We start from the raw sequence: 25,487 nt of genomic DNA on the forward strand, positions 1-25,487 counted from the left end.
AAAATGCGGATAATTACGTCTTTTTCTAAAGATAGAGTGTAAATTATAAAATTATCCATATTCAATGAAACAGATAAAGCTGTTACTTTTTTTAGCTTCCGCCTCCGTCACGGGAGCATTTGCGCAAAGCAATGGATTGACGGATATGAGTCAGAGCCGTTTTGCTAAAATGGCTAATACCGGAATGGGTGCCGTACATTGGACGGACGGTTTTTGGGGCGACCGTTTTAATGTGTTTAGCCGGACTTCCCTGCAAAGTATGTGGAACACTTGGAATGCACCGGAAGTCTCTCACGGTTTCCGTAATTTTGAGATTGCGTCCGGTGTGTGCAAGGGCGAACATTGGGGACCGCCGTTCCATGACGGAGATATGTATAAATGGATGGAAGGAGTTGCTTCTGTCTATGCTGTTAATAAAGACCCGGAGTTGGATAAGTTAATGGACAACTTTATAATTTGTGTCGTAAAAGCCCAACGTGCAGACGGTTATATACATACGCCTGTCATCATTGAGGAACTGAATAAAGGGATTGACTCTCATGCATTGAACGATGAGCACAAACAGACTGTGATTGGCACGAAAGTAGGTGCGGAAGATGAGAAAGGCGCTTTTGCCAATCGTCTGAATTTTGAAACTTATAATCTGGGACACTTGATGATGGCAGGTATTGTCCATCGCCGTGCCACCGGAAAGACAACTCTTTTCGATGCCGCTGTGAAAGCAACGGACTTCCTTTGTCATTTTTATGAAACGGCTTCTGCCGAATTGGCTCGTAATGCCATTTGTCCTTCTCATTATATGGGGGTGGTCGAGATGTATCGTGCTACCGGAAATCTCCGTTATCTGGAACTTTCCAAGAATCTGATTGATATTCGCGGTATGGTGGAAAATGGAACGGATGACAATCAGGACCGTATTCCTTTCCGTGACCAGTATCGGGCAATGGGACACGCCGTACGTGCCAATTATCTGTATGCCGGAGTAACGGATGTATATGCGGAGACGGGAGAACAGCAGTTGATGAAGAATCTGACTAGTATCTGGAATGATATTGTCACCCGCAAAATGTATGTGACCGGAGCCTGCGGAGCGCTTTATGATGGTACATCGCCTGATGGTACTTGTTATGAGCCGGACAGTATCCAGAAAGTGCACCAGAGTTATGGGCGTCCTTACCAGTTGCCCAATAGTACCGCGCATAATGAAACATGTGCCAATATCGGCAATATGCTGTTCAACTGGCGTATGCTGGAAGTGACGGGGGATGCGAAATATGCTGAACTGGTAGAGACTTGCCTTTATAATAGTGTACTGAGCGGGATTAGTCTCGATGGTAAGAAGTACTTCTATACGAATCCGTTGCGTATCAGTGCCGATTTGCCTTATACGCTTCGCTGGCCGAAAGAACGGACGGAATATATCAGTTGTTTCTGTTGTCCGCCGAATACATTGCGTACACTGTGCCAGGCACAGAATTATGCATATACATTGAGTCCGGAAGGTATTTACTGCAACTTATATGGCGCAAATACATTAACAACGGACTGGAAGGATAAAGGCGAAATTGCTTTGGTACAGGAGACGGATTATCCTTGGGATGGTAATGTACGTGTGACGTTGAATAAAGTTCCCCGTAAGGCGGGTGCTTTCTCTCTTTTCCTTCGTATCCCGGAATGGTGTGAAAAGGCTGTATTAAAAGTGAATGGGCAGCCGATGCAAATGGATGCAAAAGCGAATACATATGCGGAAGTCAATCGCGTATGGAAAAAAGGCGATGTAGTGGAACTCGCAATGGATATGCCTGTCCGTTTGCTTGAAGCTCATCCGTTGGCAGAGGAAATCCGTAATCAGGTAGTTGTGAAACGCGGGCCGTTGGTTTACTGCCTGGAAAGTATGGATATTGCAAACGGTGAAAAGATTGATAATGTATTGATTCCTGCCGATATTAAATTGACTCCTAAGAAAGTAACGATAGAAGGCAGTCCGATAGTGGCTCTTGAAGGGACAGCACGTTTGGCATCTCCCGCTTCTTGGGAAGGAGTGCTTTATCGTCCGGTGGCTCAGGCTGAAAGAACCGTGAATATCCGTCTGATTCCTTATTATGCCTGGGGAAACAGAGGAAAGGGAGAAATGACGGTATGGATGCCATTAACAAGATAAGACTATGATTGGAAAGAGTTTAAAAATAGCTTGTTCATTACTTGCCATAAGTTCCACGCTTATGGCAGGTGATATATGGGTTTCTCCGAAAGGGAATGATTTCAATGACGGCACGAAGCAATCTCCGAAAGCAACTCTGACTTCGGCTTTGCGACAGGCACGGGAGTGGCGTCGTACAGGCGATAACCGTATTCAAGATGGAATCACTATTTATATGGAAGGCGGAACATATGCATTGCATGAACCTGTTTTTATTCGACCGGAAGATGGCGGAACAAAGGAATCTCCTACGGTAATTCGTTCCATCTCCGGTGAAGAAGCAATATTAAGTGGTGGCGTGCGCATCCGTAACTGGAAAAAGCAAGGAAAACTTTGGGTAGCGGACGTGCCGACATTCAATGGACGTCCGTTGGATTTCCGGCAATTATGGATAGATGGCAAGAAAGCTGTCCGTGCCCGTGATGTGGAAGACTTCGAGAAGATGAACCGCATTTGCAGCGTGGACGAGAAGAATGAGATTCTTTATGTTCCTGCGGCTGCTGTTCGCAAACTGATAGATAATAAAGGAACTTTAAAAGCGGAATATGCGGAAATGGTGCTTCATCAGATGTGGTGTGTGGCAAATCTGCGTATCCGTTCCGTAGAGATTCAGGACGATAGTGCAGCGGTACGCTTTCATCAGCCGGAAAGCCGGATTCAATTTGAGCATCCTTGGCCGCGTCCGATGGTGACGACGAATGGACATAATTCCGCTTTCTATCTGACGAATGCACAGGAATTGCTGGATGTTCCGGGAGAATGGTACCATGACATCAATACCCGTAAAGTCTATTATTACCCCAAAGAGGGAGAGAAGATGCAGGATGCCGGTATGGAAATTATCATTCCTGCCGTTGAAACATTGGTGCAGGTGGAAGGTACATTAGACCGTCCTGTCTCTAATATCCGTTTTGAGAAAATTACATTCTCATACACTACTTGGATGCGTCCTTCAGAAAAGGGGCATGTGCCGCTTCAAGCAGGTATGTATCTGACGGACGGCTATCGGATAGAACCAAAGATGCAACGGAATTATCTGAATCATCCGCTGGATAATCAGGGATGGCTGGGACGTCCGGCTGCGGCTGTCCGTGTGGCGGCTGCCAATCAGATTGATTTTGAACGCTGTCGGTTTGAGCATTTAGGCTCTACCGGATTGGATTATGAGGAAGCGACACAAGGCGGTGTAGTCCGTGGTTGTCTTTTCCGTGATATTGCGGGGAATGGCTTGATAGTCGGTAGTTTTTCTCCAGCGGCTCATGAAACTCATTTGCCTTACGACCCTGCCGACCGCCGGGAAGTATGCACCCATCAACAAATCAATAACTGCTATTTTACGGAAGTGGGTAATGAGGACTGGGGATGCCTTGCCATTGCTGCGGGATATGTGAGTGATATTAACATTGAGCATAATGAAATCAGTGAGGTTCCTTATAGTGGAATCAGCCTCGGATGGGGCTGGACGCAAACGGTGAATTGCATGCGTAATAACAGGGTTCATGCGAATCTGATTCATCATTATGCGAAGCATATGTACGATGTGGCAGGTGTTTATACCCTCGGCTCGCAGCCGAAAAGTTACGTGACGGAGAATTGTGTGCACAGTATTTACAAACCAAGTTATGTGCATGACCCGAATCACTGGTTTTATCTATATACGGATGAAGGCTCTTCCTTTATTACCGTACGCGATAATTGGACGGAAGGGGAGAAGTACCTGCAAAATGCCAATGGTCCCGGCAATGTATGGGAGAATAATGGTCCTAAGGTGGATAGCTCCATTCGTGAACGTGCAGGATTGGAAGCAGAATACAGGGATTTGCGGAATGTCCGATAGTGATATTTCTTATAACACAGTTGGTTAGCAATAGAAAGAATAATGAAAAAGAAGTATATGATATTACTTGGTGCCTTGTCTTTGGCGAGCAGCACCTTTGCACAGACCTGGATATGGTATCCGGGAGACTATGAAATTTGGTTGGGCAACCAAATGAATAACCGCCGTACGGAACGCGGCGCTTTCTTCCCGCCTTTTTGGAAAACAGATAGTCATTATGTAGTCGTAGAATTCAGCAAGCAACTGAATCTTGCCGAACCGGAAGAAATCTTTATTGCCGCCGAAGGAAAGTACAACGCCAAGTTGGACGGAAAACTTCAGTTCGGCATGCCGGAAACGATGTTACTTCCGGCAGGAAAGCATAACTTGAATATCAAAGTCTGGAACCAGGCTACACCGCCCACTATTTACGTGAAAGGAAAGACAGTGAATTCTGATTCTTCCTGGCGTGTGACGTATGAAGATAAGGAATGGATTGACGAAAGCGGCAAGGCTAGTGATACGTCTGCCACCGTTTATATGGTGGCCGGATGCTGGAACTTTGACGGAGCCACCCAACGTCCTTCCCAATTCAGCCTAATGCGTGAACCGCAGCAACCTGTTGCTCAAACAGAACAATCCGAAGGGGGGACTCTTTATGATTTTGGAAAAGAAACGTTCGGGTTTATCACACTAAAGAATCTTTCCGGAAAAGGAAAGATAGAGATTTACTATGGTGAAAGTCCCGAAGAAGCAAAAGATAAGGCGTATTGCGAAACATTGGATAAGCTACTATTAGAACCGGGGCAAATTACCGACCTTGCTATCCGCAGTACTTCACCTCTGAACAATTCAGATAACGAATATACATTGGAGAACAGCAAGGCCTTCCGCTATGTCTATATTACACACGAGCCGGGTGTGAAGATTGGAGAAGTATCCATGCAATATGAATATCTTCCCGAAGAATATCGTGGAAATTTTCGATGTAATGATGAGGAACTGAACCGAATTTGGGAAGTAGGTGCATATACCATGCATCTTACTACCCGCGAATTCTTTATTGACGGCATCAAACGCGACCGTTGGATATGGAGTGGTGACGCTATTCAAAGTTACCTGATGAATTATTATCTTTTCTTTGATAATGAATCCGTAAAACGTACTATTTGGCTGCTTCGCGGCAAAGACCCTGTGACAAGCCATAGTAATACTATCATGGATTATACTTTCTATTGGTTTCTTAGTGTGTATGATTATTACATGTACAGTGGCGACCGCCACTTCGTGAATCAACTGTACCCACGTATGCAAACAATGATGGACTACGTACTGGGACGTACCAATAAAAATGGCATGGTAGAAGGAATGACCGGCGACTGGGTATTTGTAGACTGGGCAGACGGCTATCTGGATAAGAAAGGAGAACTCTCTTTCGAGCAAGTCTTATTCTGCAGAAGTTTGGAAACCATGGCATTATGTGCTGAATTGGTAGGAGATGCAATCGGCAAGCAGAAATATGAGAAACTGGCCGCTGCTTTGAAAGCAAAACTGGAACCAACTTTTTGGAATATCCAGAAACAAGCCTTTGTGCATAACTGTGTGAATGGACAGCAAAGTGATGCCGTAACCCGCTATGCGAATATGTTTTCCGTATTCTTCCAATATCTGAATGGAGACAAGCAGCAAGCCATTAAACATTCAGTTCTTTTGAATGACAGCATCTTGAAAATAACAACCCCTTATATGCGTTTCTACGAACTGGAAGCCCTTTGCGCTCTTGGCGAACAAAATGCCGTAATGAAAGAAATGAAAGCCTACTGGGGTGGAATGTTGAAAGAGGGAGCTACTTCATTTTGGGAGAAATATAATCCGGAAGAGAGTGGCACTCAACATCTTGCCATGTACGGACGTCCATATGGAAAGAGTTTATGCCATGCTTGGGGAGCAAGCCCTATTTATCTGTTGGGTAAATACTACCTGGGAGTAAAACCCGTAAAAGAAGGCTATAAAGAATTTGCTATTACTCCGGCATTAGGCGGATTGAAATGGATGGAAGGCACTGTTCCTACTCCGAATGGCAATATCCATATCTATATGGATAATAAAACAATAAAAGTAAAAGCAACGGAAGGCAAAGGATATCTGACTATCAAGAGCCGTCGCCAACCGAAAGCTAATATAGGAACTATAGAGCAAGTCTCAGCAGACACATGGCGTCTTTGGATTGACTCTCCGGAAGAAAGAACGGTTACTTATCGCTTGTAATCTATTTGTTAATTAGTTAGTGAATTTAGTCCTTGGTTAATGATTCTCCATTTGAAAAAAGGAATTGTTAATCAGGGACTTTTTCGTATAAAATCTCCAAACAATTCCTATCTTTGCTACAACAAGCTATTTATGATTATGGCAAAAGTAAAAGAACCTTCAACAACATATTATTCCAAACCTGTATTTAAGGCTAAGAAAGCGAAACTTGTTGAACGGATAAAAAAAGAAACAAACCCTGAAAAAATAGAGCAATGTCTTGAAATTTTAGGTGAAGATTCAGAATATAATGAAGCATATTTTGAGTCTTTGATTAACGATGCCAGTTTGAAAGATGCACCTATGCCGGGTATTGTAACTTCGGAAGAAGAATTAGATAATAGAATAAAGGATTCCGAAGCCAGCGGATTGGTTGACGATGCGGAAGTTAATGCTTTTTTCAAATGGATGCTCTCAAAGTAAAATGGAATAAATCTGCTTTTCGGTTGTTTGTGCAGATTGTAAACTGGTATTCATGTAATGTAGGACAAAAAGCAGCAATAAATGTAACACAAGATTTTTTTAATGCAATTCATCATATAAGTCTGCATCCGGCAATTGGTATGTTCGACAAAAAAAGAAGTACTTCTACCAAAATTTACAGAAGTTTTCTAATACATCCCAAATATCGTTTGATTTATAGACAGACGAAGACGACCATCAGAATTGTGGATATAGTCTGTAATCAGATGAATCCATCTTTGTAACTTGAAAAATTAGCCTTTAATCTTTTTGGAAAAATAATTAATAGAATCCAGGAAATGCTAGACAAGACAACTCAATATACTGATACAGATGATGAAAAACTCTTCGCCTTGATTGAACAAGGTGACGAAGGAGCTTTCACCCAAGCTTATGAAAGGTATCATAAACTATTATATGTACTAGCCTATCGCTATTTAATGAGTTCTGATATGGCAGAAGATGTAGTGCAGCACGTCTTTACCCGTTTGTGGGAATTCCGTTCTGAGCTACGTGTGGGAATTAGTCTGAAGAACTACCTCTTTACGATGACGAAAAATCATGTCCTGAACTTGATTCGCAATGAAAACAGTGCGATTACTAAGAACTACGAGATGGCACAATCTGCTTCACCTTACGAAGATAATCTGATAGAAAATTTGGAGAAGAAAGAGCTGATGTCCAGTTTTTATAAAGCCGTGGATATGCTTCCTACGCAAAAACGGGATATTTGCTTGATGAAAGTTCAGGAAGAACTGACGAATCAGGAAATTGCGGAACGGATGAATTTATCCGTAAACACTATTAAGACGCATTATTCGGAAGCGTTGAGACTTCTCCGTATCCACTTGAGTAAAATGTTAATAATTGTTGCATTCACCACACTAATGACCTTTTTGAGTGTCCATTTAATAAAGTGATAAAGATGAATAGACCTACTGATAAACAAATAGAAGAAGTATTGGCAGGAATTGCCAGTCTGGAAGATGCAAAATATGTGGCAGAATGGTTTGCTACGGAAGAGGGTAGTGATTATCTGGAAGTTGCTATGACACGGGATTCCGAGCTGATAAAAAATGAGTTCGCAGACTTGTATGTAGACCATGATATTCCTTCAAAGAAAATATTAGAGCAGATACGGAAGAACATTCGTATCAAGAAGTTGAAACGTATCTGTTTCCGGGTTGCAGCCGTATTGATACCTGTTGTCTTGATTGTCGGGCTTTATATGCAACTGAATTCAAAAGTCGACCTGTTCGGCACTTCCGAATACGAAGAAGTAGTGGTAGATAAAGGCGAACGCATACAAATCATGTTTCAGGACGGAACAAAAGTATATATTAATTCAGATTCGAAACTAAGATACCCGAAGAAGTTTGCTTTAAATACCCGGGAAGTTTTTCTTGAAGGAGAAGCCTATTTCGTGGTAGCCAAGAATAAGAACCGTCCTTTTATCGTCAATCTGAACGGGCCGGCAATTCACGTACTGGGAACTTCTTTCAATGTACAGGATTACCCGGAAAACAAGGATATAGTAGTATGTCTGGATGAAGGAAATATTAATCTGACTCTTCCTACGGAAAAGAAATATCCGGTGCAACCCGGCGAAAGATTAGTATATAACAAAGAGAACAAGCAGTGCACCATATCCAAAATGAACGATATGCAACGCTTGTCGATGTGGAAACAGAATGTGATAGTATTTAAAGATACCCCGCTGCCGGAAGTCATTAAAATATTGAACCGCTGGTATAATGTAGAGTTTAAGGTCGAAGATGAAAACGTTTTGAAGTATGTTTATACATTGACTTCGGACAATACATTATTAGAGAAAGTATTGATGGATTTAGAGAAAATTGCTCCGGTGAAGTTTGAGTATAATGAAGATAAGAAAGAAGTGATAGTAAAAATGAAATAATAGAATCATTAGAAATAAATAAGGCATATGAATAAAGAAGTTGATTTATCCATATCTTGTTATGGAAAAGTAAAAGACAGGAAATATGATATTGTGGCATTGCCGTGGGGAGCTACCGAACCTCATAATCTACATTTGCCCTATATGACGGATTGTATTCTTTCCCATGACGTAGCGGTTGACGCTGCATTGATAGCTAAACAGGAATATGGCGTGAACTGCATGGTTATGCCGCCCATCGGTATGGGGTCGCAAAATCCGGGACAACGGGAACTTCCCTTCTGTATCCATACGCGTTATGAAACGCAAAAAGCGATATTGACGGATATTGTTTCTTCCCTTTATATTCAAGGCATCCGAAAGTTGGTAATTATCAACGGGCATGGCGGCAATACTTTTAAAAGTATGATTCGTGATTTGTCGGTAGACTATCCTGATTTCCTGATAGCATCCAGCGAGTGGTACACTGTATTGAAAGCAAAAGACTATTTTGAAAATCCGGGTGACCATGCGGATGAAGTCGAGACGTCGGTAATGATGCACTATCACCCCGAACTGGTCAATCTTGAAGAAGCAGGGAATGGAGAATATAAAACCTTTGCCGTACAGTCTTTGAATGAAAAGGTGGCATGGATTCCCAGAAACTGGGGAAAGATATCTAAAGATACCGGTGTTGGCGACCCGCGTGGAGCTTCCGCAGAAAAAGGTAAGATGTTTGCAGAAGCAATCGCAGAAAAATATGCAAAGCTCTTTGACGAATTGGTGAATCAGGAACTTTACTAGATTGCAAAAAAATATAGTGACGCTATCCTTGTGTGATAGTGACGGTATCCGGTGAGTATAGCGTCACTATGTGGACAGGATACCGTCACTATCCCAAAAGGTTGTTTCTAACGAACTGCCAAGCAACCGAATCTATTGATATAAGTCCTTCTGAAAATAAAATCTGGAAGGACTTTTCTTTTTATATTCCATTTTTCTACAAATAAAAACTAAACCATATCTTACTGAAAACTAATATATTACCATACGAATCTTTATTAGAAATAAAAAAACTTCAGAAAAAAACGCTTTTTCCCTCACCCGCTTCTTAATCTCGTGTGTCCACTAAATACAAAGAGATTAAGAACCTATTTATAACTTTAAACAAACTAAGTATGAAGAACAGAGTATTGCTTGTATTGTTATTGAGCTTTGCTGTAAGTCTTGCGGCATCGGCTCAGAAAATAACAATGAATCTTCAACAAGTCAAGTTGGAGAAAGTATTTTCGCTCATTACCAAACAGACAGGGCTTACGGTAGCTTATAGCCGTACGATTGTCAATCCCGAACGAATTGTTTCCGTCCAGGCAAAAGACAAAGACCTTTCTAAAGTATTGGATGATTTATTCGCGGGTACGAATGTGGCTTATGAAATCGGAGAGAAGAAAATATATCTAAAAGCAAAAGAGTCTCCCGTTGCATCACAAGGAAGCCAAAAAACAAAGAAAATAACAGGAACCGTGACGGATACCAAAGGCGAACCGGTAATTGGCGCCAGTGTATTGGTGAAAGGAGCGGGGACGGGTACTGTGACAGACGTTGATGGTAACTTTACATTGGATGCTCCGGCGGATGCTCTTCTAGCAGTCAGCTATATTGGTTATAAAACACAGGAAGTAAAGGTCGGGAGTAAGAATTCATATTCTATCCAATTGCAGGATGATACGGAAGTACTGGATGAAGTCGTAGTAGTCGGTTACGGCGTGCAGAAGAAATCAAGCCTGACAGGTGCCGTTGCTTCCATCTCTTCCCAAGAAATCAGCAAACAAGTATCATCTAATGTTGCTTCAACCTTACAAGGACGTACGCCGGGTGTAGACATCGTGCAGCAAGCCGGTGTTGCCGGAGCAGATGTAAATATCGTGATTCGTGGTGCCGCTTCTTTTGGTGCTACCGAACCTCTGTATGTCATCGATGGAGCGTTCAGTAACGCCGGATTAAGCTCATTGAATCCCAATGATATTGAATCTATCGAAGTACTGAAAGACGGTGCGGCAGCCGCTATCTATGGTTCACGTGCCGCCAATGGCGTCGTTTTGATTACTACCAAGAAAGGAAAGTCCGGCAAACCCGTTATCCAGATAGACGGTTCGTTTGCTTTCCAGAAGACGACTAATATTCCGGAGTTTCTCAATGCGTCGGAATGGAGAGAGTTTGCCAATATGGTGGCAGATAACAGTGGCTTGCCTCATGCACCGGAGAATGACAATCCCACTAATCCAAACCTGAATACCGACTGGTCAAAAGAATGGATACAGTTTGCCCCGGTATGGAATCTGAATGCCAGTATCGCAGGGGGTGGGGACAACTCTACCTTCAGCACAAGCCTTGGTTATCTTGACCAAACCGGTATGACGATTTATTCGGATTATAAACGTTATAACTTCCGCCTGAATACCTCTTATAAAAAAGGCCGTTTTTCATTTTCCGAAACACTAGGACTGACCCATAAGGATAAAACTCCTACAACAGCTTTCAACATAGCTTTACCAACGTTACCTATTTATGATGAACAAGGACGGTTTACCTCTGGTGGCCCTGATTATTACATCAACCCCGAAGATGGCAAGGCTCAGAATAAGATAGCCCCGTTACATTATACAGACCAGTTCAATAAAGTGACGGATTTAATCGGCTCTTTGAACGCCCAACTGGATATTTGGGGCGGCTTAAAATACAAATTATCGTTAAGTGGAAATTATAGCAATAAGCACAATTACACCCATACCCCCGAGTACTATACAAAGTGGAACTCGGATGGAACTCCTGATAAAGATTACGGCAACACACGCAACAGCGTATCGGAAACAAGGGGTGAAGAGTTTACTTATACGATTGATAACTTGCTGACTTACAACAAAACATTCAATCGTCACTCAATAGACGCTTTATTAGGAACAAGCTGGATGAGAGAATACTATCGCTACATGACCAACTCTACGATTAACGATTTGGGTGGAACGGATATTACCGGATTCCAAAATGAAGATGGTAAGATTTCGGCAGGCGACAGTAATGCGGCATTGCTTTCTTTCTTCGCCCGTGTGAACTACGATTATGACAATAAATATCTGTTGTCCTTGAGTATCCGTCGGGATGAATCTTCCAAGTTCCACAAAGACAATAGGGTAGGTTACTTTCCCTCTGTTTCCGCCGGATGGAATGTGCACCAGGAAAAATGGTTTCAAAATCCTGTAATGAGTAAATTGAAGATTAGAGCTAGCTACGGTGAGTTGGGAGCAAACTTCCTCAACCCCTATAATTTCGACGCGATAGCTTATGGTCCTATTCCCTACACAGTAGGCGGAGAACGCTATGTGACAGGACGCGCAGCCTATCTGAAATCGAAAGACCTGAAATGGGAAACTGCCAAAACCACAGATATTGGTATCGAACTGGGCTTCTTCAACAACGACCTGACTTTATCATTAGACTATTTCGTGAAAAAGAACGTAGATTTGTTGGCACAGATAGACTTGAATCTGTCTTCCGGACAAATCTTTGAAATCAACAGTTCGCGTGAAAAACCGTACGTCAATACAGCTTCCGTAAAAAATACAGGATGGGAGTTTATGATGAATTACAGGAAACAATTGACGAAAGACTTCCATATAGATGCGACATTCAATATCGCAACGTTGAAGAATAAAGTATTATCACTGGGAGAAAACGTACAGCCGATTACTTCCGGCGCAATGTCCAGCTACTTTAATGATGCAGCTTCCATTACCATGCCGGGAGAAGCTATCGGTTCATTCTATGGCTATAAGATTGACGGTTTTGATGCGGAAGGAAATTTCATATTTGCGGATACGGACAAGAATGGAGTAGTCAATGCAAATGATAAAGTCATTCTGGGCAGTCCTATCCCTGACTTCACATACGGCTTGAACATCAACATGGAATACAAAGACTTTGATTTGACAGTCTTCTTCCAGGGAGTACAAGGAAATGATATATTCAATCAAAAAAAGTACACCTATTATTTTGATTATTCCAACAACGTGGTCAAAGAGGCTATGAATGGATGGACGAAAACAAATAAGAATACAGGAATACCTGTCATGAAAACCCAAAACACAAGTGGCGGAAACTCCCTGCCGAGTGAATTTTATGTTGAAGACGGTTCCTATTTACGTCTGAAGAACCTTCAGTTAGGCTATTCACTGCCTAAAAAATGGCTGGAAGCAATCCGGTTCAATAAATTGCGTGTTTACGCAGGCGTACAAAATCTGTTTACATTGACCAAATACTCCGGTTATGACCCGGAAGTCAGTTCCAATGTATTGTTCTCACGTGGCATTGACATCAGTTCATATCCTAATGCCCGGACATTCACTTTTGGTTTTAACGCTTCATTCTGATAACTAAAAATATGATTAATATGAAAAACTATAAGAAAGTATATGCCGCATTTATCTTGGCGGGCGGCTTGATATTACACGGATGCAATGGTATCTTTGATGACCTGGCAATTAATCCGAACCAGCCGAGTATGGGAGCTTATTTCACCAGTCCGTCCGCTGTAAATGACGCAGTGATGACCATGTACGGATATATGTCTACGCAACGCTGCCTGGGAGCTTCCGGCTCTAAGACCACGATAATCCGCTCTGACGAAGCATCGTCCAATTCGGATTATGGCAAACCGGGCATGTTTGGTGCTGATTTGAATGCCAGTTATTACACTATCGAGCAACCTTATACATTGATGTACACCACTGCTTCCCAAGCATCCTACATCATTGAAACCGCCCCGTCTGTTGATTTCAGCGGTAATGAGGAACTGCGGAACGCATACATGGGTGAAGCCTATTTCTGGAGAGCATTTGCGCATTATTACCTGTTGATTAATTTCCGGAACATATCTCCTATCAGACAGATGCCACGCAATGGTGATGACTATGTCCGTCCTTTAGAAAAGCCTGCCGCCGTATGGAACTTTATTCAGGAAGACCTGGCACATGCGAAAGAACTGTTGCCCGTAAAGGGATATTGGGACAGCAAGAATGCCGGTCGTGTGACAAAAGCTTCTGCAGCCGCCTTATTGGGAAAAGCTTACCTCTACCGTAGTGGAATCGAGCAATATTATGGCGAAGACAAGACTACATTTTACAGTGAAGCCGCCAAAGAATTTGCCGATATTATAGACGGAAAGTACGGAACTTATGACCTTACTAAAAATTATGCAGATAATTTTGATGTCGCTCATGAAAATAATGAAGAATCAATCCTTGAATTTCAATTCCTAGGCGATGTCGATAATGCAGGATTCAATCCGGGGCTTGCCACTTCCGGTTTGGCGTTCGATTCACGTGGATTGATGTTGCCGGGGGCGGGAGTAGGCTATGAAGGCGTAGTACATAACTGGCTTTATAACGCATTTGTGAATTCGGTAGACAAGGACGGTTATACGGATATCCGGATGTTCTCTACAATGATATTCAATGATTTGGATGCGAACATTCATTTGAGAAACGACGCAGGCGGCAACCCGATACGTCTGAAAGGTCCCGGTGGATATAAATGGGAAGAACTTTATCCCGCAAAGAATGGAAAAGAGGGATTCGCCACCGTATCCAATCCTTTGGCGCACCCATTCAAAGCAGGTATCAGGAAAGGTATTGACTGTTCCATGCCTACACAAACGGAAGCGGACGGGACTCCTAAACTGGTCGGTGTAGGTGCAGGTGTCAAGGAGTATGTGTATAATCAGCCCCGTGCCCATGGAGTGAACTGGCGGTATATCCGTTATGCCGATGTGTTGATGATGTATGCGGAAGCAGTAGTCAGCGGTGGCACACAGGCATCGGACATGACACCCTTACAGGCAGTAAACAAAGTACGCGGACGTGCCAACATGAGCGAACTCCCTTCCGTAACCATGGCTGATATTCAGAATGAAAGAATTCTGGAATTTGCCTTGGAAGGGCATCGTTTCTTTGATTTGCTTCGTTGGGGCAAGCTAGCCAGCCGTTTTACCGAGTTGCAGGAATCAGACCCTAACTTCAAGAAGTTCATATCGGCAGATGACTTTAAAGGATTCGTCACCAATAAGCACGAATGGTTGCCGATTCCTATCAATGAAGTAAATTCCAACCCTTATATCACAGAAAATAATCCGGGATATTAACTAAGAAAGAATTAATATGATAAATATGAAAAATATTGCGGTACTACTGTTCAGTTTGGTAGTACCGGGCATAACTATTGCCCAAACAGAAGTACTTTACAATGGCATACACTTGCCCGAACAATGGCCACCCCGCTATGCGGAGCCGCAAAAAGCACAAGATATGCCGATACCCTATCTTAAACAAAAGCCGGGAGTAATCCCGGTAAATGTAGGGCGGCAACTGTTTGTTGATTCCTTTCTGATTGCAGAAACCAATTTGGACAGAGTGATTCATACTCCCCGGTTTTACGAAGGAAATCCGGTACTCGGACCTGACAGGGAATGGGAAAAGACAACCGAAGGCGGGCTTTACGCTGCCCCCTTCAGTGACGGGATATGGTATGATGAAAAAGACCGGAAGTTCAAAATGTGGTACTTGGCAGGTGCAGGTGTCCTTCACAAAGGAGACAATCAGACCTTTTATACCGGATACGCAGAATCGGAAGACGGCAAGCACTGGACAAAACCTGTACTGGATATTTGGAACCAAACCAATATTGTAGATACCTGCAATCGTGACGCAGCTACTATTTGGCTGGACAAACAGGAGAAAGACCCGTCCAAACGGTACAAGATGTTCAATGTCGAACGCCGCCCCACCGACCGCAGATGGCAATTTATCTTGAAATACTCGTCAGACGGGATTCATTGGGGGGAGGGAGTCGCCCAGTCCGGTGATTTATACGACCGTTCATCGGTATTCTACAATCCGTTCCGTGATGTGTGGGCATTAAGCATGCGTTATGGGACAAAAGTCTCTTCCCGCTCACGCAGCTATCTGGAAAATAAAGACCCCGAAATGGCAGTAAGTTTCGCGCATCGTATCCGAAAAGGAGTGCCGGACAAGAATATAGTCTACTGGTTTACCCCGAGCGATAAAGAGCCGCGTCACCCGGAATTTCCGGAAGTCGACCCCGGTATTTACAATTTTGATGCCATTGCTTATGAAAGTATCATGTTGGGACTTTACAGTGTATGGCAGGGACCGGAGAATGGAGTCTGCGCCAAACTGGGTATTCAGAAAAAGAATGAAATCTTTCTAGGGTATAGCCGTGACGGCTTCCATTTCTACCGTCCTTCTTTCAAGCCTTTCATGGCAGTAAATGAGACGGAAGAAGCATGGAACTGGGGAAATATGCAGTCTATCAACGGAGTGCCTTTAGTAGTAGGAGATTCACTCTATTTCTATTCCAGCGGACGCCAAAGAAACAAGATTATGTGGGATAGCTACACATCTACCGGACTGGCTACTTTGCGCAGAGATGGTTTTGTCTCCATGCATGGAGACAAGGACGGCTATCTGTTGACAGAGAAGATTCGTTTTGACGGCAAGCATCTTTTTATCAATGCAGATGTGAAAGGCAGCTTGACCGTAGAAATTCTGGATGAAGATGGGAAACCATTGGAAGGATTTGCCCGAAAGGACTGTGTGCTGATGAAGAAAACGGATAAGACAAAACAATTGGTTACTTGGAAGAAACACCAGGATATAGCATCACTTATCGGGAAGCCTGTCCGATTAAAATTCTATCTGAATAACGCTGATATATATGCATTTTGGATTTCTCCGTGGCAAACGGGCGAAAGCCGCGGATATACAAGCGGCGGCGGACCGGGATTGTCTGCCAGCGGCATAGATATTCCTGCAAACAAATAAAAGATAAATGACTATGAAACGTTTATTCTATACATTACTATTCTGTCTGCCTTGTATGCTGATAGCTTGCGGTGGCAGTGATGATACTCCGGGTGGAGATGATAATCCCCCGGTAGTGGTTCCGCCTGACGAAGAACCGGTAGATTCACGGTTACTATATAATGGGATTCGTTTACCCGAACAGTGGCCGCCGGTACGTTCATCTTCATCTGAACTGGAAAAAGGAATGTCACCCTTTTATCTGTCGGATAAACCTTCTGTTATCAATATTTCGGTAGGACGCCAGTTGTTTGTAGACAATTTCCTGATAGAATCCACTAATCTGAAACGTATGTTCTATTATCCTGAATATTATCCAGACAATCCGATACTGACACCGGAACAGGATTGGGAGAAAACCGGAACAAAAGGTGCGGCATTTGCCGCTCCTTTCAGCGACGGGGTATGGTATGACGAAAAAGAAGGAAAATACAAAATGTGGTATATGGCAGGCGGTGGTTCTTATGCAACTAGTGGAGCAGGTGTAACTTGTTATGCGGAATCAACGGACGGTATTCACTGGACAAAACCCGCTCTTTCCATTGTAGCCGGAACAAATATCGTTGACTATAACTCAGAACGTGACGCGTCTGTTATTTGGCTGGATAAACAGGAAAGTAATGCTTCGAAAAGATACAAGATGTTTCTGGTTACCCGTGAATCCGGGAAATGGAGATACCATTACAAGACTTCCCCGGACGGCAAAGTCTGGCGCGCCGCAGCTCAATCGGAACCGATTGCCGACCGCTCTACGGTATATAAGAATCCATTCAGAAACGTTTGGGTATATAGTATGCGACATAATGTCCGGGTAGATGCGAATAAGCTGGTACGTGCGAGGGATTATAATGAAAACGCCGACCCGGAAGCCGGAACAAAGAAAGCGGAAGCATTATTGAGTGCATTCTGGTTCGGTCCGTGGGCTAATGAGCAACGCCATACAGACTATCCGAATATAGCACCTGCGATATATAATCAGGATGCCACGCCTTATGAAAGCATTATGCTGGGATTCTTCTCCGTTTGGCAAGGGCCGGAAAACGATGTTTGTGCTTCGGACAACGTAATCAAGAGAAATCAAGTCATGGTAGGATATAGCCGTGACGGTTACAGTTGGTTCCGTGAGGATATGAATCCTTTCCATGCCGTAAATACGACCACCTCGGACGCGTGGAATCAAGGTAACCTGCAATCCGTAGCCGGAGCACCGTTAATTGTCGGCGACAAACTCTATTTCTATCTGAGCGGTCGTCGTTTGAGAGGTACGCAGGAGATTACCACTACCGGACTGGCTACGCTTCGTCGCGACGGGTTTGCTTCCATGAAAGGAACAGGCGAACTGCAAACACCCTTACTGAAATTCAACGGTTCGTACTTCTTTGTCAATGCCAATGTCACAGGAGAAATGAAAGTGGAACTTTTAGATTCCAATAATAAAGTAATCGAAGGATTCTCAAAAGATGAATGTAAAGTCTTGAAAGGGGATAATGTAAAAGCGAAGATAGAATGGACAGGCAACGCTTCATTAGCCGCTTTGAAGGACAAACAACTGAAAGTGAGATTCTATATTGATAACGGTGAAATATTTTCTTTTTGGATTTCTCCTTCTGCGAATGGAGAGAGTATGGGATACACCGCTGGTGGAGGTCCCGGGCTGAATATTTCCGGAATAGATAAAACCAATTAAAAAATGAATACTATGAACAGATTAGCTTATTTATTATCATTGATTTGTATTCTTGCATTTTCTTCTTGCGAAGAGGATAAGGTATATTATAACACTGCGGCAAAAGCAGATTTCACCATTGGTGAGAATATGTACGAACTGGGACAGACCGCTGTTTTTAAAGATGCTTCCATACCCGATGAAGGAAGCCGGATAGTAGCATGGCTATGGGAGTTTGGTGATGCAAAGAAATCCGTCTCAACGGAACAGAATCCAACTTTCGTTTATCCGTCGGACGGTACATTTACCATTAAACTGACGGTGACTGATGATAACGGCTTGAGCGCCACAGATAAGAAGGACCTTACCATCTTAGACCCGGCTAAAGCAATCAATGTAATGTGGCAGAAAGAAATGGGCGGACCTGTTGAAAGTACAGTCTCACCCGCATTGTCGGCTGACGGTAAAACGGTTTATATGATTACCGACCAGACTTCCACAGGAGTATTCGACGTGAAACTTTATGCTTATGATACAGAAAACGGGACACAGAAATGGGCATTTGACGTAACCGCCAATATGAATGAACTGAATCCGGGTGGTGGGGCAAGCATGGTATATGCAAGTCCGGCAGTAGGACCGAATGGAGATGTATATATTGTGGTCCGCGATTTGAAGCCGGCTACTACTGAACACCCCCGTGCTTTATTCTTGTTTGCCGTAGGAAGCAACGGCAGCAGAAAATGGGCATACAAAGCTGTCGATTCTAATTTATATGCTGTCACTCCGGCTATTGATGCATCCGGTAATATCTACTTCGGACATAGAGGAAAGAAACTAATCGTTTTAAGTCCGACCGGTGATGTAGTCAAAGAAATAGCTTTAAATGTAGAAGTGTTGTCCGGTATGTCTCTGTCGAAAGATGGAACTATCTATTTCGGCTCTTCCAAGAATACGGGATATTTCGGTTATGATTTTGCTACTGGTACTCAAAAGTTTGTTTATCAGAAAGATTTGGGTGGTACAGCATTGAAAGGAAATTCTTACACGGTAGGAGCAGATGGAACTATTTATACCGTAGCTGAACTGACATCTGGTGGCGCAATAATAGCTCTGAATCCTGACGGAACGGAAAAAATGGGTGTACAAGACTCCGGGAGCCATTGTCAACGGTGGTGTTGTGATTGGTACGGATGGAACGCTTTATGCCAACGGTGGAAATGCTGTTGCCGGTGAAGCTTCGGCAGGTGTTTTCGCTTTGAATCCGGACGGTTCTTTAAAATGGCATTATGCTACAACGGATGACATAAACAACTGCGTGCCAATTGTCGATAACAGAGGATATATCCACGTTATTTCGGATAAAGCCGTCTATTATATTGTGAAACAAGACGGTAGTTTGCTTGCATCCGCTGAATTGGGAGTTAAATGTACTTCCAGTCCGGTAATGGATTCAAGAGGATATTTATACGTCGGCATTGAAGCTGTTGCAGGTGCATCTGATATGGTATGTATTTCATCTGGAGCTGCATCTTATGCAGATTCAGCGTGGCCGATGAAAGGACAGAATCCGCAACGGACGGGTTTGCAAAAGTAAGTATCTTAAAAGGCCGGTAATTATGAAGAAATATTCTTTATTGACAGCTCTCTTATTATTAATCTGCAATGTTTCCGTATGCGGGCAAACAGGACGTATCCTTTTTGTTGATACAACACTCATTGAGAAAACAAATCTGCAACGAATACATCATTCGCCCGTCTATTATTCAGGCAATCCTGTATTGAAGGCTGATAAAAAATGGGAGTTGAATATAAATGGCGACCCTTATGCTGCCCCTTTCAGCGGTGGCGTATGGTATGATGAGGAAGAGCAAAAATTCAAAATGTGGTATTCTGCCGGTGGCGGGAAGTTATTAGGGCTCGTTACTTGCTATGCAGAGTCGTCCGACGGAAAAGTCTGGATAAAACCGGAGCTGGACGTTGTTCCGGGTACTAATATTGTAGATACATTAGAACATGATTGCGTTTCCGTATTGCTTGACAAATTTGAGAAAGACCGGACGAAGCGTTATAAGATGTTTGTTGTAGAATTTAATAATCGCTTCACAGTCAGCATGAAACTCAAATATTCTTCTGACGGAATCCATTGGAGTGAGCCGAAAGCTCTTTCGGGAGAGTTGTACGACCGTTGTGCGGCTTATTACGACCCGTTCCGCAAGAAATACGTCCTGTCCTTGAAAACCATAAACGGAGTGTATAGGCGTTCACGCAATTATTTGGAACATAAAGACCCGGAAATGCTGGTTAGCTTGGCACATAGGATATATGACAACAAGAGCGATAAGTTTATCCGTTATTGGTTTAATGCCGACGACGATGACCCGCGCCATCCTCAATTTCCCGGACTGCGTCCACAGATATACAATCATGAGGCAATGCCGTATGAAGGCTGTATGTTAGGCTACTTCACCGTTTGGCAGGGACCGGAAAACAATGTTTGCGACAGCCTGAATATTCAAAAAAGGAATGAAGTCCTGATAGGTTGGAGCAAAGACGGTTTCCATTGGAACCGGGAAAACAAGAAACCGTTTCTTCCTGTCAGTGAGGACTTTCATGCATGGAATGCAGGTAATGTACAGTCTACTGCGGGAAATCCTCTGATAGTCGGAGACTCTCTTTATTTTTATGTTAGCGGACGCTATAACAGCAAGCCGAAACACGATTCCAACTTTGCCACAGGACTTGCGATGCTTCGTCGTGACGGCTTTGTCTCGATGCGGGCAGGGAAAAAGGAAGGATATGTAGAAATTAAAACCCAGATTCCGGCAAATGGGGACTATTTGTTTGTAAATGCAGATGTGAAAGGGACTTTGGCAGTAGAAGTGCTGAGTGATAACGGGCAACCCATAGAAGGATTCACTAAAAGAGACTGCATATTAATGAAGAAGTCGGATAAGACGAAACAGATGATTTCATGGAAAAAACATCCGGACGTAACATCACTGATTGGGAAAACAGTCCGGTTGAAGTTTTATCTCAATCAGGCGGATATCTATGCATTTTGGATTTCTCCTTGGCAAACGGGCGAAAGTGGTGGATATACAGGCGGTGGTGGACCGGGACTATCAGCCAATGGTACAGATATTCCCGTAAGTAAATAGAAGTAATATCAGTAGGTAGAATTTTAGTATATAAACTCATTAAAAAGAAAATAACATGATGGAAAGAATTATTGGATTAATCAATGCTCCTTTTACTCCGTTTTATGAAAATGGTGAAGTGAATTATGAGCCGATTGAAGCATACGCTCGGCTGCTGGTGAAAAATGGCTTGAAAGGTGTTTTTATCAACGGCTCTTCAGGAGAAGGGTATATGTTGACTGATGAAGAACGGATGAAGTTGGCGGAACGTTGGATGGAAGTTGCACCGGATGGCTTTAAGGTAATTGTACACGTGGGTAGTTGTTGCGTAAAGTCGAGCCGGAAATTGGCGGAACATGCGCAGAAAATCGGAGCTTGGGGAATTGGTGCAATGGCGCCGCCTTTCCCGAAAATCGGACGAATAGAAGAACTGGTTAAGTACTGTGAGGAGATTGCTGCCGGAGCACCGAAGCTGCCCTTCTATTATTATCACATTCCTGCATTCAATGGAGCATTCTTATCGATGCTTGCTTTTCTGAAAGCTGTTGAAAACCGTATTCCCAATTTTGCGGGAATCAAATATACCTTCGAAAGCTTGTATGAATACAATCAATGTCGTTTGTATAAAGACGGCAAGTTCGATATGCTTCATGGGCAGGATGAAACCATTCTTCCATGCCTCGCAATGGGAGGGGCGCAAGGCGGAATCGGTGGAACAACCAACTATAACGGTATAAACCTGGTAGGTATCATTGATGCCTGGAAAGCCGGTGAATTGGAGAAAGCCCGTGAATTGCAAAACTTCTCCCAGGAAGTGATTAACGTAATCTGCCATTTCCGTGGAAATATTGTTGGCGGCAAACGTATCATGAAGCTTATCGGACTGGATTTGGGTGGCAACCGTACTCCTTTCCAAAACATGACCGATGACGAAGAAAAACAGATGAAAGCGGAACTGGAAGAAATCCGGTTCTTCGAACGTTGCAATAAATTCTGACAGGAGAAAAATATGAAGAATATAACTGACTATATACAGAAATGGGCTAATACCTACAAGGATGATATGCTGAATAATATCATGCCCTTTTGGATAAGGTATGGACTGGATACAGTGAACGGTGGTATATATACTTGTGTAGACCGGGACGGCACATTAATGGATAGCACAAAATCCGTTTGGTTTCAGGGACGTTTTGCATTTACCTGTTCCTATGCCTACAATCATATAGAAAAGAATCCGGCATGGTTGCAAGCCGCAAAAAGCACACTAGACTTTATAGAGAAGTATTGCTTTGATTCGGACGGGCGTATGTACTTTGAAGTGACAGCAGACGGAAGCCCTTTACGCAAGCGGCGCTATATTTTCTCCGAGTCATTTGCAGCCATAGCGATGTCCGAATATTCGATAGCGTCGGGGGATAAGACGTATGCGGTGAAGGCACTCGAACTGTTCAAACGTATGCAGTATTTTCTGCGAACTCCCGGATTATTGGCTCCCAAATATATGGATACGCTCCCCATGAAAGGACATTCCATCACCATGATATTGATAAATGTAGCTTCCCGAATCAGGGAAGCTATTCAAGACGAATGTCTGACACGGCAGATTGACGAGTCTATTGCCTGTTTGGAAAAAGATTTCCTGCATCCGGAGTTCAAGGCGTTATTAGAAACCGTAGGCCCGAATGGTGAATTTATAGATTCCAATATGGGACGTACCATCAATCCGGGGCATTGCATCGAAACAGCTTGGTTTCTGTTGGAAGAAGCTAAATTACGAGGTGGAGACAAGGAGATAGAAAAGCTGGGATTACAAATCTTAGACTGGTCATGGGAGTGGGGCTGGGATAAAGAATCCGGTGGTATTATCAATTTCAAAGATTGCAAGAATCTTCCCTCGCAGGACTATGCGCAAGATATGAAATTCTGGTGGCCGCAAACAGAAGCGATTATTGCTACCCTGTATGCCTATCTGATGACGAAGGAAGGGAAATACTTGAAGATGCATCAGCAAATCAGCGAGTGGACATATACTCATTTCCCGGATAAGGAATACGGAGAGTGGTATGGCTATTTGCATCGGGATGGAACAGTAGCCCAGCCGGCAAAAGGAAATTTGTTTAAAGGTCCTTTTCATATCCCCCGCATGATGACAAAAGGATATATGCTTTGCGAGGAAATAATATCTGAAATAGAAAAGAAATAAGATGATTGTATCCAATTTACAAAATAGCCAACGGGTGGAGAAACTTCACCCGTTGTTCAAGCAGCTTTTCGATTATGTGAAATCACATAACCTGCTGCACGAGGAACTGGGAACTATCAGACTGGATGGTGATAATTTATTTATCAATAATATCTATCCCGAATGTATTCCTGAAGGAAAGCGTTTATTAGAACTGCACCACGATTATATTGATGTGCACATATTGCTTGAAGGCAAAGAAACCATTGGCTGGAAAGCCTTGGAAGAATTAGAGGTGGAAAGGCAAGCCTATGATAAAAAGAGTGATTGTGCCCTATATGGTGACGTTCCTACTACTCTCATCAATCTCTTGCCCGGACAATTCGTTATTGTATATCCGGAAGACCCCCATGCTCCGGCTATCGGTAAAGGCTGGATACGCAAGCTGATAGCTAAAGTAAGAGTTTAGATAAACAGTCTCAGAAATCTTTTAAATACAACTACCATGAAAAATAAAAATATTTATCCATGGGTAGTAGTTGCGTTACTTTGGGTAGTAGCGTTGCTCAACTACATGGATAGACAAATGCTTTCTACAATGCAGGAAGCGATGAAAATAGATATTGTAGAACTAGCGAAAGCGGAAGCTTTCGGTGCTTTGATGGCAGTCTTTCTTTGGATTTACGGCTTTATGAGCCCGGTTGCTGGAATAATAGCGGACAGACTTAGTCGGAAATGGCTGATTGTCGGAAGCTTGTTTGTTTGGTCGGCAGTAACATTCCTGATGGGGTATGCCACGACATTTGAACAGTTATATGGTTTGCGTGCAGTGATGGGGATTAGTGAAGCATTGTATATTCCTTCCGCTCTGTCTCTGATAGCAGATTGGCATCAGGACAAATCACGTTCACTGGCAATTGGAGTTCACATGACCGGATTGTATGTCGGTCAGGCAATCGGTGGGTTTGGAGCTACTGCAGCCGCTGCATTTTCCTGGCAGAGTACTTTTCACTGGTTCGGCATCGTAGGTATTGCTTACTCTGTGGTTCTTATCTTTTGCCTGCATGAAAATCCTGTCCGAATGAAAATAGAAAAGGTTGTCGCCAATGGCATTAATAAAGGGAATTCAATAGGTAAAGGGCTATTACTGTTATTTTCTAATATTTCTTTCTGGGTGATATTGTTTTATTTTGCGGCTCCCAGTTTGCCGGGTTGGGCTACAAAGAATTGGCTGCCAACCTTATTTGCTGAGAATTTGGATATTCCGATGTCTCAGGCGGGACCTATATCCACGATTACCATTGCTCTGTCTTCATTTGTCGGAGTGATATTGGGTGGATTCCTATCAGATAGATGGGTGTTGAAGAATATCCGCGGACGTGTCTATACAGGAGCAATCGGACTGGGGATGACAATCCCCGCACTGTTATTACTGGGTTTCGGTCATGGTTTCATTAGCGTAATAGGTGCGGGATTGTTATTCGGCATCGGTTTTGGTATTTTCGATGCCAACAATATGCCTATTCTATGCCAGTTCGTTTCTGCCAAATATAGAGGGACGGCATATGGAATAATGAATATGACAGGAGTTTTTGCAGGAGCGGCAGTAACTCAATTATTAGGGAAATGGACAGACGGTGGAAGTTTAGGCGAAGGATTTGCCATGCTCAGTATTGTAGTTGCGCTTGCATTAGGGCTGCAATTATACTTTTTAAGACCGAAAACGGATAATATGGAGTAACACTTCATAGTTTGAATTGATTGTAGACATTTTCGGAAAAGGCGGTGGGAAATTTGAAAAAGACGGTTGTGTTTTTCAAATTTCCCATCGTCTTTTTGCAGATGAAAAAAGAAAAAGGTGAGGGGTGTGAGGGAGGATT

19 protein-coding genes are annotated in these 25,487 nt (G+C 43.2%); all 19 read left to right on the forward strand.

What is annotated here, in order from left to right:
* Positions 1–64 precede the first annotated feature (64 nt).
* The 19 genes from BacF7301_RS17580 (at position 65) to BacF7301_RS17665 (ending at position 25,348) form a co-directional block, all read left to right on the forward strand.
* Positions 65–2,161: an aceric acid hydrolase gene (locus BacF7301_RS17580; protein ID WP_167964826.1), complete on the forward strand. Its 2,097-nt coding sequence runs from the start codon at positions 65–67 to the stop codon at positions 2,159–2,161.
* Positions 2,162–2,165: 4 nt separating this feature from the next.
* Positions 2,166–4,037, forward strand: a complete 1,872-nt coding sequence (locus tag BacF7301_RS17585) for a right-handed parallel beta-helix repeat-containing protein (protein WP_167964828.1) — start codon at positions 2,166–2,168, stop codon at positions 4,035–4,037.
* Positions 4,038–4,079: 42 nt separating this feature from the next.
* Positions 4,080–6,284, forward strand: coding sequence for an alpha-L-rhamnosidase-related protein (locus BacF7301_RS17590; protein WP_167964830.1), 2,205 nt, complete (start codon positions 4,080–4,082; stop codon positions 6,282–6,284).
* A 138-nt stretch (positions 6,285–6,422) separates the two neighbouring features.
* Positions 6,423–6,746, forward strand: a complete 324-nt coding sequence (locus tag BacF7301_RS17595) for a hypothetical protein (RefSeq protein ID WP_167964832.1) — start codon at positions 6,423–6,425, stop codon at positions 6,744–6,746.
* Positions 6,728–7,030: a type II toxin-antitoxin system RelE/ParE family toxin gene (locus BacF7301_RS17600; protein ID WP_167964834.1), complete on the forward strand. Its 303-nt coding sequence runs from the start codon at positions 6,728–6,730 to the stop codon at positions 7,028–7,030. Before BacF7301_RS17595 ends, BacF7301_RS17600 begins: the two co-directional genes overlap by 19 nt.
* Before the next feature lie 54 nt (positions 7,031–7,084).
* A complete protein-coding gene (locus BacF7301_RS17605; protein ID WP_167964836.1) occupies positions 7,085–7,705 on the forward strand; it encodes an RNA polymerase sigma factor in 621 nt (206 codons plus the stop codon).
* 5 nt (positions 7,706–7,710) lie between these two features.
* Positions 7,711–8,703, forward strand: coding sequence for a FecR family protein (locus tag BacF7301_RS17610; RefSeq protein WP_167964838.1), 993 nt, complete (start codon positions 7,711–7,713; stop codon positions 8,701–8,703).
* A gap of 27 nt (positions 8,704–8,730) precedes the next feature.
* Positions 8,731–9,486 (forward strand): creatininase family protein, encoded by a 756-nt coding sequence (locus BacF7301_RS17615; RefSeq protein ID WP_167964840.1) that lies wholly within the window; start codon positions 8,731–8,733, stop codon positions 9,484–9,486.
* A 374-nt stretch (positions 9,487–9,860) separates the two neighbouring features.
* The gene (locus BacF7301_RS17620; RefSeq protein WP_167964842.1) at positions 9,861–13,109 is read left to right on the forward strand and encodes a TonB-dependent receptor; all 3,249 of its coding nucleotides are present in this window, start codon (positions 9,861–9,863) and stop codon (positions 13,107–13,109) included.
* A 20-nt stretch (positions 13,110–13,129) separates the two neighbouring features.
* The gene (locus BacF7301_RS17625) at positions 13,130–14,878 is read left to right on the forward strand and encodes a RagB/SusD family nutrient uptake outer membrane protein (RefSeq protein ID WP_167964844.1); all 1,749 of its coding nucleotides are present in this window, start codon (positions 13,130–13,132) and stop codon (positions 14,876–14,878) included.
* 16 nt (positions 14,879–14,894) lie between these two features.
* Positions 14,895–16,577 (forward strand): hypothetical protein, encoded by a 1,683-nt coding sequence (locus BacF7301_RS17630; protein ID WP_167964846.1) that lies wholly within the window; start codon positions 14,895–14,897, stop codon positions 16,575–16,577.
* A 13-nt stretch (positions 16,578–16,590) separates the two neighbouring features.
* On the forward strand, positions 16,591–18,303 hold the full coding sequence (locus tag BacF7301_RS17635; RefSeq protein ID WP_167964848.1) for a glycoside hydrolase family protein: 1,713 nt from the start codon (positions 16,591–16,593) through the stop codon (positions 18,301–18,303).
* A 12-nt stretch (positions 18,304–18,315) separates the two neighbouring features.
* Complete coding sequence (locus BacF7301_RS17640) at positions 18,316–19,518, forward strand: PKD domain-containing protein (protein ID WP_245208261.1); 1,203 nt, start codon at positions 18,316–18,318, stop codon at positions 19,516–19,518.
* Positions 19,424–19,879 (forward strand): hypothetical protein, encoded by a 456-nt coding sequence (locus tag BacF7301_RS26160; RefSeq protein ID WP_245208262.1) that lies wholly within the window; start codon positions 19,424–19,426, stop codon positions 19,877–19,879. Before BacF7301_RS17640 ends, BacF7301_RS26160 begins: the two co-directional genes overlap by 95 nt.
* A 22-nt stretch (positions 19,880–19,901) precedes the next feature.
* On the forward strand, positions 19,902–21,443 hold the full coding sequence (locus BacF7301_RS17645; RefSeq protein ID WP_167964850.1) for a hypothetical protein: 1,542 nt from the start codon (positions 19,902–19,904) through the stop codon (positions 21,441–21,443).
* Positions 21,444–21,501: 58 nt separating this feature from the next.
* A complete protein-coding gene (locus BacF7301_RS17650) occupies positions 21,502–22,419 on the forward strand; it encodes a dihydrodipicolinate synthase family protein (RefSeq protein ID WP_167967241.1) in 918 nt (305 codons plus the stop codon).
* A gap of 12 nt (positions 22,420–22,431) precedes the next feature.
* Positions 22,432–23,628: an AGE family epimerase/isomerase gene (locus BacF7301_RS17655; RefSeq protein WP_167964852.1), complete on the forward strand. Its 1,197-nt coding sequence runs from the start codon at positions 22,432–22,434 to the stop codon at positions 23,626–23,628.
* 1 nt (position 23,629) lies between these two features.
* Positions 23,630–24,076 carry a NanQ anomerase/TabA/YiaL family protein gene (locus tag BacF7301_RS17660; RefSeq protein ID WP_167964854.1) on the forward strand — a complete coding sequence of 149 codons (447 nt, stop codon included), beginning with the start codon at positions 23,630–23,632 and terminating at the stop codon, positions 24,074–24,076.
* A 36-nt stretch (positions 24,077–24,112) separates the two neighbouring features.
* The gene (locus BacF7301_RS17665) at positions 24,113–25,348 is read left to right on the forward strand and encodes an MFS transporter (RefSeq protein WP_167964856.1); all 1,236 of its coding nucleotides are present in this window, start codon (positions 24,113–24,115) and stop codon (positions 25,346–25,348) included.
* Positions 25,349–25,487: the final 139 nt, after the last annotated feature.

The organism is Bacteroides faecium (genome assembly GCF_012113595.1).
GTDB classification, from domain to species: Bacteria; Bacteroidota; Bacteroidia; order Bacteroidales; family Bacteroidaceae; genus Bacteroides; species Bacteroides faecium.

Excerpts from the sequence above, each read along its gene's own strand:
- BacF7301_RS17580 (WP_167964826.1), top strand. The coding sequence starts at position 65 with ATGAAACAGATAAAGCTGTTACTTTTTTTAGCTTCCGCCTCCGTCACG.
- BacF7301_RS17585 (WP_167964828.1), top strand. The coding sequence starts at position 2,166 with ATGATTGGAAAGAGTTTAAAAATAGCTTGTTCATTACTTGCCATAAGT.
- BacF7301_RS17590 (WP_167964830.1), top strand. The coding sequence starts at position 4,080 with ATGAAAAAGAAGTATATGATATTACTTGGTGCCTTGTCTTTGGCGAGC.
- BacF7301_RS17595 (WP_167964832.1), top strand. The coding sequence starts at position 6,423 with ATGGCAAAAGTAAAAGAACCTTCAACAACATATTATTCCAAACCTGTA.
- BacF7301_RS17600 (WP_167964834.1), top strand. The coding sequence starts at position 6,728 with ATGGATGCTCTCAAAGTAAAATGGAATAAATCTGCTTTTCGGTTGTTT.
- BacF7301_RS17605 (WP_167964836.1), top strand. The coding sequence starts at position 7,085 with ATGCTAGACAAGACAACTCAATATACTGATACAGATGATGAAAAACTC.
- BacF7301_RS17610 (WP_167964838.1), top strand. The coding sequence starts at position 7,711 with ATGAATAGACCTACTGATAAACAAATAGAAGAAGTATTGGCAGGAATT.
- BacF7301_RS17615 (WP_167964840.1), top strand. The coding sequence starts at position 8,731 with ATGAATAAAGAAGTTGATTTATCCATATCTTGTTATGGAAAAGTAAAA.
- BacF7301_RS17620 (WP_167964842.1), top strand. The coding sequence starts at position 9,861 with ATGAAGAACAGAGTATTGCTTGTATTGTTATTGAGCTTTGCTGTAAGT.
- BacF7301_RS17625 (WP_167964844.1), top strand. The coding sequence starts at position 13,130 with ATGAAAAACTATAAGAAAGTATATGCCGCATTTATCTTGGCGGGCGGC.
- BacF7301_RS17630 (WP_167964846.1), top strand. The coding sequence starts at position 14,895 with ATGATAAATATGAAAAATATTGCGGTACTACTGTTCAGTTTGGTAGTA.
- BacF7301_RS17635 (WP_167964848.1), top strand. The coding sequence starts at position 16,591 with ATGAAACGTTTATTCTATACATTACTATTCTGTCTGCCTTGTATGCTG.
- BacF7301_RS17640 (WP_245208261.1), top strand. The coding sequence starts at position 18,316 with ATGAACAGATTAGCTTATTTATTATCATTGATTTGTATTCTTGCATTT.
- BacF7301_RS17645 (WP_167964850.1), top strand. The coding sequence starts at position 19,902 with ATGAAGAAATATTCTTTATTGACAGCTCTCTTATTATTAATCTGCAAT.
- BacF7301_RS17650 (WP_167967241.1), top strand. The coding sequence starts at position 21,502 with ATGGAAAGAATTATTGGATTAATCAATGCTCCTTTTACTCCGTTTTAT.
- BacF7301_RS17655 (WP_167964852.1), top strand. The coding sequence starts at position 22,432 with ATGAAGAATATAACTGACTATATACAGAAATGGGCTAATACCTACAAG.
- BacF7301_RS17660 (WP_167964854.1), top strand. The coding sequence starts at position 23,630 with ATGATTGTATCCAATTTACAAAATAGCCAACGGGTGGAGAAACTTCAC.
- BacF7301_RS17665 (WP_167964856.1), top strand. The coding sequence starts at position 24,113 with ATGAAAAATAAAAATATTTATCCATGGGTAGTAGTTGCGTTACTTTGG.